Origin of the sequence: Bacillus sp. XF8 (assembly GCF_017498755.1) — a bacterium.
GTDB classification, from domain to species: domain Bacteria; phylum Bacillota; class Bacilli; order Bacillales; family Bacillaceae_G; genus Bacillus_A; species Bacillus_A bingmayongensis.
The window spans coordinates 1-11,693 of the sequence record NZ_JAGDQK010000004.1 but is presented as its reverse complement, the minus strand read 5'-3'; the positions used below and the strand labels follow the sequence as shown (position 1 = coordinate 11,693).

The 11,693-nt window shown below is 37.2% G+C and carries 15 protein-coding genes; 10 read left to right on the top strand and 5 right to left on the bottom strand.

Going from position 1 to position 11,693, the window contains the following annotated elements; all coding sequences use genetic code 11:
- Nucleotides 1-87 precede the first annotated feature (87 nt).
- Together rnjA and J4P91_RS04215 are read right to left on the bottom strand one after the other, a co-directional pair.
- Nucleotides 88-1,755, bottom strand: a complete 1,668-nt coding sequence (gene rnjA, locus J4P91_RS04220; protein WP_017151116.1) for a ribonuclease J1 — start codon at nt 1,753-1,755, stop codon at nt 88-90.
- A gap of 3 nt (nt 1,756-1,758) precedes the next feature.
- Complete coding sequence (locus J4P91_RS04215; protein ID WP_017151117.1) at nt 1,759-1,971, bottom strand: DNA-dependent RNA polymerase subunit epsilon; 213 nt, start codon at nt 1,969-1,971, stop codon at nt 1,759-1,761.
- A gap of 593 nt (nt 1,972-2,564) precedes the next feature.
- Here J4P91_RS04215 and J4P91_RS04210 point away from each other — a divergent pair.
- On the top strand, nt 2,565-3,338 hold the full coding sequence (locus J4P91_RS04210) for a Cof-type HAD-IIB family hydrolase (RefSeq protein ID WP_017151118.1): 774 nt from the start codon (nt 2,565-2,567) through the stop codon (nt 3,336-3,338).
- A 67-nt stretch (nt 3,339-3,405) separates the two neighbouring features.
- On the opposite strand, the gene def is transcribed toward J4P91_RS04210, so the two are convergent.
- Together def and J4P91_RS04200 are read right to left on the bottom strand one after the other, a co-directional pair.
- On the bottom strand, nt 3,406-3,960 hold the full coding sequence (gene def, locus J4P91_RS04205) for a peptide deformylase (RefSeq protein ID WP_017151119.1): 555 nt from the start codon (nt 3,958-3,960) through the stop codon (nt 3,406-3,408).
- Between the two features lie 189 nt (nt 3,961-4,149).
- A complete protein-coding gene (locus J4P91_RS04200; RefSeq protein ID WP_207993053.1) occupies nt 4,150-4,296 on the bottom strand; it encodes a YjcZ family sporulation protein in 147 nt (48 codons plus the stop codon).
- A gap of 513 nt (nt 4,297-4,809) precedes the next feature.
- On the opposite strand from J4P91_RS04200, the gene pdhA reads away from it, so the two are divergent.
- From pdhA to J4P91_RS04175, 5 genes are all read left to right on the top strand, one after another.
- Complete coding sequence (gene pdhA / locus J4P91_RS04195; protein ID WP_017151120.1) at nt 4,810-5,925, top strand: pyruvate dehydrogenase E1 component subunit alpha; 1,116 nt, start codon at nt 4,810-4,812, stop codon at nt 5,923-5,925.
- Nucleotides 5,926-5,928: 3 nt separating this feature from the next.
- On the top strand, nt 5,929-6,906 hold the full coding sequence (pdhB, locus tag J4P91_RS04190) for a pyruvate dehydrogenase complex E1 component subunit beta (protein WP_017151121.1): 978 nt from the start codon (nt 5,929-5,931) through the stop codon (nt 6,904-6,906).
- Nucleotides 6,907-6,998: 92 nt separating this feature from the next.
- Nucleotides 6,999-8,282, top strand: a complete 1,284-nt coding sequence (gene pdhC, locus J4P91_RS04185) for a pyruvate dehydrogenase complex dihydrolipoyllysine-residue acetyltransferase (protein WP_207993052.1) — start codon at nt 6,999-7,001, stop codon at nt 8,280-8,282.
- 5 nt (nt 8,283-8,287) lie between these two features.
- Nucleotides 8,288-9,700, top strand: coding sequence for a dihydrolipoyl dehydrogenase (lpdA, locus tag J4P91_RS04180; protein WP_017151123.1), 1,413 nt, complete (start codon nt 8,288-8,290; stop codon nt 9,698-9,700).
- A gap of 271 nt (nt 9,701-9,971) precedes the next feature.
- Nucleotides 9,972-10,199, top strand: coding sequence for a hypothetical protein (locus J4P91_RS04175; RefSeq protein WP_017151124.1), 228 nt, complete (start codon nt 9,972-9,974; stop codon nt 10,197-10,199).
- A gap of 2 nt (nt 10,200-10,201) precedes the next feature.
- Here J4P91_RS04175 and J4P91_RS04170 read toward each other — a convergent pair whose 3' ends face one another.
- Nucleotides 10,202-10,594 carry a DUF1885 family protein gene (locus J4P91_RS04170; protein WP_017151125.1) on the bottom strand — a complete coding sequence of 131 codons (393 nt, stop codon included), beginning with the start codon at nt 10,592-10,594 and terminating at the stop codon, nt 10,202-10,204.
- A 135-nt stretch (nt 10,595-10,729) separates the two neighbouring features.
- Between J4P91_RS04170 and J4P91_RS04165 the strand changes: the two genes are divergently transcribed.
- From J4P91_RS04165 to J4P91_RS04150, 4 genes are all read left to right on the top strand, one after another.
- Nucleotides 10,730-11,026, top strand: coding sequence for a DUF3055 domain-containing protein (locus J4P91_RS04165; RefSeq protein ID WP_003199960.1), 297 nt, complete (start codon nt 10,730-10,732; stop codon nt 11,024-11,026).
- 195 nt (nt 11,027-11,221) lie between these two features.
- Nucleotides 11,222-11,350: a GapA-binding peptide SR1P gene (locus J4P91_RS04160; protein WP_000536782.1), complete on the top strand. Its 129-nt coding sequence runs from the start codon at nt 11,222-11,224 to the stop codon at nt 11,348-11,350.
- A 60-nt stretch (nt 11,351-11,410) separates the two neighbouring features.
- Nucleotides 11,411-11,539 (top strand): GapA-binding peptide SR1P, encoded by a 129-nt coding sequence (locus tag J4P91_RS04155; RefSeq protein ID WP_026590195.1) that lies wholly within the window; start codon nt 11,411-11,413, stop codon nt 11,537-11,539.
- A gap of 68 nt (nt 11,540-11,607) precedes the next feature.
- Nucleotides 11,608-11,693: GapA-binding peptide SR1P (locus tag J4P91_RS04150; protein ID WP_207993156.1), on the top strand; the 86-nt coding region annotated here is incomplete at its 3' end.

The window sequence follows — 11,693 nt, the reverse complement described above, 5'->3', positions numbered from 1 at the left end:
ATGATTATATTATTGATTGAAAAAGACCAATTCACATAACGAATTGGTCTTTTTATAAATATGCTATTTATTTACGATGCCTCTTTTTTATATTTCCATAATGATTGGTAAAATCATTGGACGGCGTTTTGTTTTTTCATACAAGAATGGTGCTAATGTATCTGTAATCTCATTTTTAATTTCAGACCATTGTGTTGTTTTTCGCTCCATTACTTTTTCAAGATGCGTTGTAATTAACGTTTGAGCATCATTGATTAAATCGCTACTCTCACGCATATAAACGAATCCACGAGAGATAATATCAGGTCCTGCTGCAACTTTAAATTCTTTCATATCAATGCTAACAACTACGATAACAAGTCCTTCTTCAGAAAGAATACGACGGTCGCGAAGTACAATGTTACCAATATCACCAATACCGTTTCCATCAATATAAACAGAACCGGATGGGATTTTTCCAGCAACGTTTGCTTCGTCTGAACGTAAGGCAAGAACATCGCCATTATCCATAATGAAGCAATTTTCTTCTGGAATACCACAATCGTTTGCTAATTTCATATGCATACGTTGCATGCGGAATTCACCGTGAATTGGCATAAAGTATTTAGGTTTAATAAGACGTAGCATTAACTTTTGTTCTTCTTGTCCACCATGACCACTCGTGTGAATGTTTGAAAGTTTCCCATGAATAACATCAGCGCCAGCACGGTATAACATATTAATTGTGCGGCTTACGCTAACCGTATTCCCTGGAATCGGTGAAGAAGAGAAAACAACTGTATCGCCAGGAATAATTTGAATTTGACGGTGTGTTCCATTCGCGATGCGGGAAAGTGCTGCCATTGGTTCTCCTTGGCTACCTGTACATAAAATCACGACTTTGTTAGCTGGTAGGCGATTCAGTTGAGACGCTTCTATAAATGTATCCTTTGGACAGCGAATATAACCAAGATCATGACCGATTTCAATTGCAGCTTCCATGCTTCGACCAAATACAGCCACTTTACGATTGTTTTCAACAGCTGCTTCGACAACTTGCTGCAAACGATGAATGTTTGATGCAAAGGTTGCAAAAATAATACGTCCTTCTACTTTGCGGAAAATATCCTGAATACTATCGCCGACTCGGCGTTCAGACATCGTAAAGTTAGGTACTTCACTGTTCGTGCTATCGGATAAAAGACAAAGTACGCCGTCTTTACCGATTTCGGCCATTTTTGTTAAGTCTGCTGGTTCACCTACTGGTGTGAAATCAAATTTAAAGTCTCCCGTATGAACAATTTGTCCTTGCGGTGTTTTCACTACAACACCGTATGAATCTGGAATACTGTGTGTCGTGCGGAAGAACGATACAGATGTCTTTTTGAATTTGATGACATCGTCTTCTTGAATTTCGTAAAGTTTTGCTTTTCGAAGTAATCCGTGCTCTTCTAATTTGTTTTTAATTAAAGCAATTGCTAATTTCCCACCGTAAATTGGGATGTTCACTTGACGTAATAGATAAGGGATACCACCAATATGATCTTCATGACCATGAGTAATAAATAAACCCTTAATTTTATCTTCGTTTCGTACAAAATACGTGTAATCAGGAATCACATAGTCGATTCCGAGAAGTTCGTCTTCTGGAAACTTAATTCCAGCATCAATTATAATAATTTCATCTTGAAATTGGACAGCATATGTATTTTTGCCGATTTCACCGAGTCCACCAAGAGCAAAAACGGCTGCCTGATCATTTTTTAGGAATTTCATAAATTATACGATCTCCGTTAATGTTAAGTCAGCATTTTCTTTTTCGTATTCAAGATGAGCGCCAGTAACAGATTGGACAAACTCAATATTATAAGCGAACTTTTGTAATTTTGTACGAACGTCTCTTTGGGATTCAGCTTCTAAATATAAAACTTTTGTATTTTCACGTACTGGAACCTCAGTCATTTTTTCTTGATAGAATACTTTAAAAATCATTGGGAAAACCTCTCCTTGTCTATGTTTTGCATTATCTGTTACCTATTATAAAGCAAATAGTCATGATTTTCATGTTTTTTCGAATGAGAATGAAGAAAAAGCCCGAAATGGGCACGATTTAAGCCATGGTCTTTTTACGGACTAAATCGTTTAAATATCGTTTTAGCTTTTTCTTCAGCTTCTTCAGCATGATTACTCCTTCCTTTCCTTATTTCAAACATGCATGCGTATTCCTTGTTTATTAGTAGTAACTTTTCATCTCCATATACTAAGAAATCATAGAAGATAAATGAGGGAATTACCGTCCGGATGTTCAGTGGATCTTATTGGCTCATGCAGACGTAATCTCGTGTTACGTTTTTTGCTCTCACAGGCAGTATGACCCCAGTTATGAATATAGTATGAGATAGATTAGAAAAGAAAATTCATTCAAACAAATATCAATATTCTTTTGATAGTATATGCATATTTCATGAATAAGGTTAGAAAGGGAACGCTTTCTTCACAGATGTTTAATATGTTATACTTTTTTTTAGGATTTGAAAAGAAGTAGTCAAGGTAGGAACATAGAAGGGTTAGAAAGGATTTTGAAAATGAATGATAAAATCGTCTTTTTTGATATTGATGGAACATTATTAGATCATGATAAAAAAATTCCACAATCTACAAGAGAAGCAGTGCGTACGTTGCAAGAAAAAGGAGTACATGTGGCAATTGCGACAGGGCGTGCGCCTTTCATGTTTGAAGATATTCGCAATGAGCTTAATATTCATAATTATGTTAGCTTTAATGGTCAATATGTTGTATTTGAAGATGAGGTTATATTTAAAAATCCATTACAACCTAATACGTTACATACATTTACAACATTTGCGAAGCAAGAGGGATACCCACTTGTTTATTTAGATCATAAGGATATGAAAGCGACAGTAGAATACCATGATTATGTAAAAGAAAGTTTTGGAAGTCTGCAATTTGAGCATCCATTGTACGAACCAAGTTTTTATGAAAATCGTGACGTTTATCAAACGCTGCTTTTCTGCCAAGTGGGTGAGGAAGAAAAGTTTATTCATGATTATCCAGATTTTCATTTTATTCGTTGGCATGCGTATTCTATGGACATTATCCCAAATGGTGGTTCAAAAGCAAAGGGAATTGAAAAATTCATTGAGAAATTAGGATTTAAGCGTGAACAAGTCTATGCTTTTGGAGATGGATTAAATGATCTAGAAATGATAGAAGCAGTAGGAACAGGTATTGTGATGGGGAATGGGCATGAAGATTTGAAAAAGCTTGCTAATTATGTGACGAAAGATGTTAGTGAAGATGGAATTCTTCACGGTTTACAGTGGGCTCGTTTATTGTAACAAAAGAGTATGAGAACCATTTCATTATAAAAAAAGCAGGAGCTAAAGCTCCTGCTTTTTTGTTATTTTATCTTTCGAATGGTTTTGCATCATCAGGAGATGCAAAAGGGTTTTCTTGATTAATGTGGTCATAGAACATTACGCCATTTAAATGGTCAATTTCATGTTGAAATACAATCGCTGGTAAGCCTTTCAAACGTAATTTTACTTCTTCGCCATCGATAGTAGTTGCTTTAACTGTGATTCGTGTATAACGCGGAACATAGCCAGGTACTTCACGATCCACAGATAGGCACCCTTCGCCGCCTGATAAGTATGTACGTTCAACAGAGTGACTAATAATTTTTGGATTGAATAAAGCGTAGCTGTATAATTTCTCATTTGTATCAGTAACATGAACAGCAATCATTCTTTTGGAAATTCCGATTTGTGGTGCGGCAATCCCGATTCCTGGGCGTAAATTATATTTTTCAACCATTTCAGGGTTTTGACTGTTTATTACAAGTTCCATCATTTCTTTAAGAGTACGTATATCTTCTTCACTTGCGGGCAGAGCTACTTCTTCTGCTACTGCTCGTAGAATGGGATTTCCTTCACGAATTACATCATTCATTGTAAGCATTCACAATCTCTCCTTTCTCCTTTAGTCTACCAAAGGACCTAAAAAAAGTCATGATAAAGTGCATAGCACCTATATAATTTGAGTGGATTAAGAGTATGCCTAGTGCGGTATTCTTCATCAGCGTTTGTTTGGTAAAAAAGAAAAGACGGCAAAGCCGCCTGTTTCTTTCTATAGTTGTTTTGTTTTACATTAACGAATGCAAGCAGCACCAACGATAATTAAAAGGATAAACAATACAACGATTAAGGCAAAGCCGCGTCCGGATCCTCCGCAAGAACCTCCATAGCCAAAGGAAGGATATGAACAAGTTGGAAAACAACATGTGTATCCGTACATGAGATGACCTCCTTTATCATTTCCCGCTAATACTGCGGTTATTATAATGTATGGGAGAATTATTAGGAGTGTATAGACATTCGCCTAGAAAAGGAAGAAGTGATTGCATATTTTTGTTATAAAGAGAGAAAAACTAAGAAGAATTAAATCGTTTACATATTATTCTACGACGAAAAACAGGTTAAAAAGGGAATAATATAACAGTAGGTTATTGCTTACTAATACAGATGTGAAAATGAAAACACCTATGTATAGTGGAAACCTCAATGTTATTCATAAAAAAATCGTAACCAAAGTAATTGACATGGTGATTAGAATAGTTGTAAACTAAAAAACGTGATCAAGATTGTATTAATATGTTTCTGAAAAAACATTAGTACAGATTGTTAGGTACACAAAATTATTCTCAACCGGCGAGGTTTCTTGTCGGTTTACATGGTTGCGTTTTCGGACTAGCCAAGCGCTAGTGAAAGCGTTTCAGAATATGGTTCAAGAGAGGAAGAGGTGAACGGAATGGGTACTAAAACAAAAAAGACCCTATTTAATGTTGATGAGCAAATGAAAGCTATCGCAGCTCAATTTGAAACATTACAAATTTTAAATGAAAAAGGCGAAGTTGTGAATGAAGCAGCGATGCCTGAATTAACTGATGATCAATTAAAAGAATTAATGCGCCGTATGGTGTATACTCGCGTACTAGATCAACGTTCTATTTCTTTAAACCGTCAAGGACGTTTAGGTTTCTACGCACCAACAGCTGGACAAGAAGCTTCTCAATTAGCAAGTCATTTCGCACTTGAAGCAGAAGACTTCATCTTACCAGGATATCGTGATGTTCCACAATTAGTATGGCATGGTTTACCATTATACCAAGCATTCTTATTCTCTCGTGGACACTTCATGGGTAACCAAATGCCTGAGAATGTAAATGCACTTGCTCCACAAATCATCATCGGTGCGCAAATCATCCAAACTGCTGGTGTTGCGTTAGGTATGAAATTACGTGGTAAAAAATCTGTTGCAATTACTTACACTGGTGACGGTGGTGCGTCTCAAGGTGACTTCTACGAAGGTATGAACTTTGCAGGTGCATTCAAAGCTCCAGCAATCTTCGTTGTTCAAAACAACCGTTATGCAATCTCTACTCCAGTAGAAAAACAATCTGCAGCAAAAACTGTAGCACAAAAAGCAGTTGCAGCAGGTATTTACGGAATTCAAGTAGATGGTATGGACCCATTAGCTGTATACGCAGCAACTGCTTTTGCTCGTGAGCGCGCAGTAAATGGTGAAGGCCCTACTTTAATCGAGACTTTAACATTCCGTTACGGTCCACATACAATGGCTGGTGATGACCCAACTCGTTACCGTACAAAAGATATCGAAAACGAATGGGAACAAAAAGATCCAATCGTACGCTTCCGTGCATTCTTAGAAAACAAAGGCCTATGGTCTCAAGAAGTAGAAGAAAAAGTTATCGAAGAAGCAAAAGAAGATATCAAACAAGCAATTGCTAAGGCTGACCAAGCTCCAAAACAAAAAGTAACTGATTTAATGGAAATCATGTACGAAGAAATGCCTTACAACTTAGCTGAACAATATGAAATTTACAAAGAAAAGGAGTCGAAGTAAGCCATGGCTCAAATGACAATGATTCAAGCAATCACTGATGCTTTACGCGTTGAAATGAAAAATGACCCTAACGTACTTGTGTTTGGTGAAGACGTTGGTGTAAACGGCGGTGTATTCCGTGCTACTGAAGGTCTACAAGCTGAATTCGGTGAAGACCGTGTAATGGATACTCCACTTGCAGAGTCTGGTATTGGTGGACTTGCAGTTGGACTTGCACTTGAAGGCTTCCGTCCAGTTCCAGAAATTCAATTCTTCGGTTTCGTTTACGAAGTAATGGATTCAATTTCTGGTCAAATGGCTCGTATGCGTTACCGTTCTGGTGGACGTTGGAATGCTCCAATTACAGTTCGTTCTCCATTTGGTGGTGGCGTTCATACTCCAGAATTACACGCTGATAGCTTAGAAGGATTAGTTGCACAACAACCTGGTCTAAAAGTTGTTATTCCATCTACTCCATACGATGCAAAAGGTCTTTTAATCTCTGCGATTCGTGACAACGATCCAGTTATCTACCTAGAGCATATGAAATTGTACCGTTCATTCCGTCAAGAAGTACCAGAAGGCGAATACACAGTTGACTTAGGAAAAGCTGATGTGAAACGCGAAGGTACAGATGTATCTGTTATCGCATATGGTGCGATGGTACACGCTGCATTAAAAGCTGCTGAAGAACTTGAAAAAGAAGGTATCTCTTTAGAGGTTGTTGACTTACGTACAGTTCAACCATTAGATATCGAAACAATCATTGCTTCTGTTGAAAAAACAGGCCGCGTAGTTGTTGTTCAAGAAGCTCAAAAACAAGCTGGTATTGCAGCAAACGTTGTAGCGGAAATTAACGACCGTGCAATCTTAAACTTAGAAGCTCCAGTTGTACGTGTTGCAGCTGCTGATACAGTATTCCCATTCTCTCAAGCTGAGAGCGTATGGTTACCAAACCATAAAGATATTGTTGAAGCTGTTAACAAAGTAATGAACTTCTAATTTTAGTTTTTCATGTGCAAAAGAAATCAGCACATGCTGATTTCTTTTGTACTTATTCCATAATAATGATATGAATCAGGGGGCTGAATTCCGTGGCATTTGAATTTAAACTACCAGATATCGGTGAAGGTATCCACGAAGGTGAAATCGTAAAATGGTTTATTAAACCAGGCGATGAAGTAAACGAAGACGATGTACTTCTTGAAGTACAAAATGATAAAGCAGTTGTAGAGATCCCTTCTCCAGTTAAAGGTAAAGTACTTGAAGTACTTGTAGAAGAAGGTACAGTTGCAGTAGTAGGAGATACTTTAATTAAGTTCGACGCTCCTGGATACGAAAACCTTAAATTTAAAGGTGACGACCATGACGACGCTCCAAAAGCTGAAGAAGTGAAAGAAGAAGCTCCAGCAGCAGCTACTCCAGCAGCAACTGAAGAAGTAGTAAATGAGCGCGTAATCGCTATGCCATCTGTACGTAAATACGCTCGCGAAAAAGGTGTAGACATCCATAAAGTAGCTGGCACTGGTAAAAACGGTCGCGTTGTAAAGGCTGACATCGATGCATTTGCAAATGGTGGACAAGCAGCAGTAGCAGCAACTGAAGCTCCAGCAGTAGCAGCTCCAGCAGCAGCGAAAGAAGAAGCACCAAAAGCACAACCAATCCCAGCTGGTGAATACCCAGAAACTCGTGAGAAAATGAGCGGTATCCGTAAAGCAATTGCAAAAGCAATGGTTAACTCTAAACATACAGCTCCTCACGTAACATTAATGGACGAGGTAGATGTAACAGAACTTGTTGCTCACCGTAAAAAGTTCAAAGCAGTTGCAGCTGACAAAGGTATTAAATTAACTTACCTTCCATACGTTGTAAAAGCTTTAACATCTGCATTACGTGAATTCCCAATGTTGAACACTTCTTTAGATGATGCATCTTCAGAAATCGTTCATAAACATTACTTCAATATCGGTATTGCTGCTGATACAGACAAAGGTCTATTAGTACCAGTTGTAAAAGATACAGATCGTAAATCTATCTTCACAATCTCTAACGAGATTAATGAACTTGCTGGTAAAGCACGTGACGGTCGTCTAGCTCCAGCAGAAATGAAAGGTGCTTCTTGCACAATTACAAACATTGGTTCTGCAGGTGGACAATGGTTCACTCCAGTTATCAATCACCCAGAAGTAGCAATCCTTGGTATTGGCCGTATCGCTGAGAAACCAGTTGTGAAAAACGGTGAAATCGTTGCAGCTCCAGTATTAGCATTATCTCTAAGCTTTGACCATCGTTTAATTGACGGTGCAACTGCTCAAAAAGCATTAAACCAAATTAAACGTCTATTGAACGACCCACAATTATTAGTAATGGAGGCGTAATAACAATGGTAGTAGGAGATTTCCCAATTGAATTAGATACAGTCGTTGTTGGTGCAGGTCCTGGTGGATATGTTGCAGCAATTCGTGCAGCACAATTAGGTCAAAAGGTAGCAATCATTGAAAAAGCTAACCTTGGTGGCGTATGCTTAAACGTTGGATGTATTCCTTCTAAAGCGTTAATCAATGCAGGTCATCGTTATGAGAATGCAAAACATTCTGATGACATGGGTATTACTGCAGAGAACGTAACAGTTGATTTCACAAAAGTTCAAGAATGGAAAAACGGCGTAGTTAAGAAATTAACTGGCGGTGTTGAAGGCCTTCTTAAAGGTAACAAAGTTGAAATCATTCGCGGTGAAGCTTACTTCGTAGATGCAAACACATTACGCGTAATGACTGAAGATGCAGCTCAAACTTATACGTTTAAAAATGCTGTTCTTGCAACTGGTTCTACACCAATTGAAATTCCTGGATTCAAATACTCTAAACGTGTTATCAACTCTACAGGTGCATTAAGCTTACCTGAAATTCCTAAAAAACTTGTTGTAATCGGCGGCGGTTACATCGGTATGGAATTAGGTACTGCATATGCTAACTTCGGTACAGAAGTTACTGTAGTAGAGGCTGGCGATGAAATCTTAGCTGGTTTTGAAAAAGCAATGAGCTCAGTTGTTAAACGTGCTCTTCAGAAAAAAGGCAACGTAAACATCCATACAAAAGCTATGGCTAAAGGCGTTGAAGAGACTGAAAACGGCGTAACAGTTAGCTTCGAAGTAAAAGGCGAAGTACAAACTGTTGAAGCTGATTACGTATTAGTAACTGTAGGTCGTCGTCCAAACACTCAAGAAATCGGTCTTGAGCAAGTTGGAATTAAAATGACTGACCGTGGTCTAATCGAAATCGACGAACAATGTCGTACAAACGTATCAAACATCTATGCAATCGGTGATATCGTTCCTGGACCACCATTAGCTCACAAAGCTTCTTACGAAGGTAAAGTAGCTGTTGAAGCAATTAGTGGCCATGCATCAGCAATCGATTACATCGGAATTCCAGCAGTATGCTTCACTGATCCAGAATTAGCGTCTGTTGGTTACACTAAAAAACAAGCTGAAGAAGCTGGAATGAGTGTAGCTGTATCTAAGTTCCCATTCGCTGCAAACGGCCGTGCATTATCATTAAACAGCACAGACGGTTTCCTACAACTTGTAACACGTAAAGAAGATGGTCTTCTTGTAGGTGCACAAGTTGCAGGTGCAGGTGCTTCTGATATTATCTCTGAGATTGGTTTAGCTATCGAAGCTGGAATGACAGCTGAAGATATTGCTCAAACAATCCATGCTCACCCAACATTAGGTGAAATCACAATGGAAGCAGCAGAAGTTGCTCTTGGAATGCCAATTCACATTGTAAAATAATATGAATAAGCGAAAAAACCCGTCTCTTATCTGTTAAGAGACGGGTTTTTTATTTCATGGAATTAAGTTTTAGTAGGGGCTAACAAGGTCAGGATGTGTATTTGTCGAATGAATGTGTAATACTATATAGCCTAGCCAAAATTGGAATGTACGTAACTTTAATAGAAATATACTGGATTCAAATCCATTACATCTTTTCGTATTATGTAATGGATTTGAATCCAATACCATATCTTATTATAAAATAGAGCATGTCAAAGGAGATGGTTCGATGAAAATCATACATGTTATATTTTATCATTTCCTTTTATGGAGTGGATTTTCTGTTGTGTTATTCTTATCGAATGGTGATAAGTTTCACTATAAAGTGATGCTCTTTTTCGTGTTTCTTTATTTAGCATATGTAATTGCTTATGTTGTTCTTAGTGTAAGAAAGCAGGCGCTATTTCTTACTTGTACAAATAGTATATTCTTTTTGATGATATCTTTCTTTTTTTAAAGCTAGCGTTTATAAAAATACATTGTTCTTCCATTAAATAACCGTAATTCACCCTCTAATTTTTTTGCTAAAAAACGGCAGAATTCATTTGCTTTCCCTTTATCTCCAAATGTAGCAGTAGAAGGTAAGGAGATTTGAACAAAAGCTTGCTCATTTTCTATTCCAACCCCCACATAAATAGAATTATATCGATCATGACTAGATTTTAGCTCAAGTGTAGTATCTGATGTATCAAGTATCTCGTATGGAAATGCCACGTTAGTATATGCATAGCTAACTTGCACACCAGTTTGGGAAGTAATTGTTTTATAATAATGAAAAAGTTGTTTTACATCTTCTAATGAGACTGCTTGTTGTTTAGATTTAGGTACAAGTTTAATAAATGCATGTTGCATAAAGATTTTCCTCCTGACGTAATGTATATAGTTATTTTAACACTGTTGTAAATTTTTTGACAATTAAAAAGGGATCGTTCTTCGTTTTGTTTAATATATACAAGTAGAAAGTGTTGTGAAGAAAGGAGGAAGTAAATGTTTGAAAAATTGTATGATGAGCATGAAAGTGTGAAGGTACGATTTCTAGGATTTATGACACATGAAAATCGTTATGATTTTGGGGTTATTTATACAAATATGTTTTTTGGGAAACCCCTTGTTGTTTGCATGCAGACAGGAAGAGCGACTCTATTAGGGCAAGACGATGTAGATAATGTTCAACATTTACAACAGGTCTTTAAATTACAATCGGAGGAGGAAGCGGATGATTTAGCACAGTTTTTTAAATTTCTGGTACCGCCAACCTCCTTACATGCTGAATATGAAGAATAAACAAATAGAAACAGTCGTACTTATTAAGATATGACTGTTTTTTTTATGTTATTGTCGCATACTAATGTAAAATAATTTTTTTAATGTGTTATACTAAAAACCTATTGACGGAAAAAGTATAACATATTAAAATAAAGACAGAAGTTAAGCGGTTACAAAAGTTTTTGGGATTATAAACTTAGGGGGAAATAAAAAATGGGAACAATCGTATGTCAAGATTGTGAGAGTACAATTGCACACTTCGAGGATGAGAAAGTAACAGTACTTTACGGGAAATGCGGATCTTGCGGATGTGATCACAAGGAGCATACAAAAGCCCAATAATATATAGGAATCTTGCAACTGAAAAAGTTTTTAGGACCATAAACTTAGGGGGAAATGAAAATGGGAACGATCGTATGTCAAGTTTGTGAAGGAACAATTGCACACTTTGAAGATGAAAAGACAACAGTACTTTACGGAAAATGTGGATCTCATTGCGAATGTGGTCACAAGGAGCATACAAAAGCTTAGTAATATATAGAACGTGTAAATGTAAAGGGTTTCAAATCACAATTCAAATTCAGGGGGAAATGAAGAAAATGGGAACAATCGTATGTCAAGTTTGTGAAGGAACAATTGCACACTTTGAAGATGAAAAGACAACAGTACTTTACGGAAAATGTGG

What these genes read in the sequence shown, in the direction of transcription:
- rnjA (WP_017151116.1), bottom strand. Translation starts at nt 1,755, where the DNA reads ATGAAATTCCTAAAAAATGATCAGGCAGCCGTTTTTGCTCTTGGTGGA.
- J4P91_RS04215 (WP_017151117.1), bottom strand. Translation starts at nt 1,971, where the DNA reads ATGATTTTTAAAGTATTCTATCAAGAAAAAATGACTGAGGTTCCAGTA.
- J4P91_RS04210 (WP_017151118.1), top strand. Translation starts at nt 2,565, where the DNA reads ATGAATGATAAAATCGTCTTTTTTGATATTGATGGAACATTATTAGAT.
- def (WP_017151119.1), bottom strand. Translation starts at nt 3,960, where the DNA reads ATGCTTACAATGAATGATGTAATTCGTGAAGGAAATCCCATTCTACGA.
- J4P91_RS04200 (WP_207993053.1), bottom strand. Translation starts at nt 4,296, where the DNA reads ATGTACGGATACACATGTTGTTTTCCAACTTGTTCATATCCTTCCTTT.
- pdhA (WP_017151120.1), top strand. Translation starts at nt 4,810, where the DNA reads ATGGGTACTAAAACAAAAAAGACCCTATTTAATGTTGATGAGCAAATG.
- pdhB (WP_017151121.1), top strand. Translation starts at nt 5,929, where the DNA reads ATGGCTCAAATGACAATGATTCAAGCAATCACTGATGCTTTACGCGTT.
- lpdA (WP_017151123.1), top strand. Translation starts at nt 8,288, where the DNA reads ATGGTAGTAGGAGATTTCCCAATTGAATTAGATACAGTCGTTGTTGGT.
- J4P91_RS04175 (WP_017151124.1), top strand. Translation starts at nt 9,972, where the DNA reads ATGAAAATCATACATGTTATATTTTATCATTTCCTTTTATGGAGTGGA.
- J4P91_RS04170 (WP_017151125.1), bottom strand. Translation starts at nt 10,594, where the DNA reads ATGCAACATGCATTTATTAAACTTGTACCTAAATCTAAACAACAAGCA.
- J4P91_RS04165 (WP_003199960.1), top strand. Translation starts at nt 10,730, where the DNA reads ATGTTTGAAAAATTGTATGATGAGCATGAAAGTGTGAAGGTACGATTT.
- J4P91_RS04160 (WP_000536782.1), top strand. Translation starts at nt 11,222, where the DNA reads ATGGGAACAATCGTATGTCAAGATTGTGAGAGTACAATTGCACACTTC.
- J4P91_RS04155 (WP_026590195.1), top strand. Translation starts at nt 11,411, where the DNA reads ATGGGAACGATCGTATGTCAAGTTTGTGAAGGAACAATTGCACACTTT.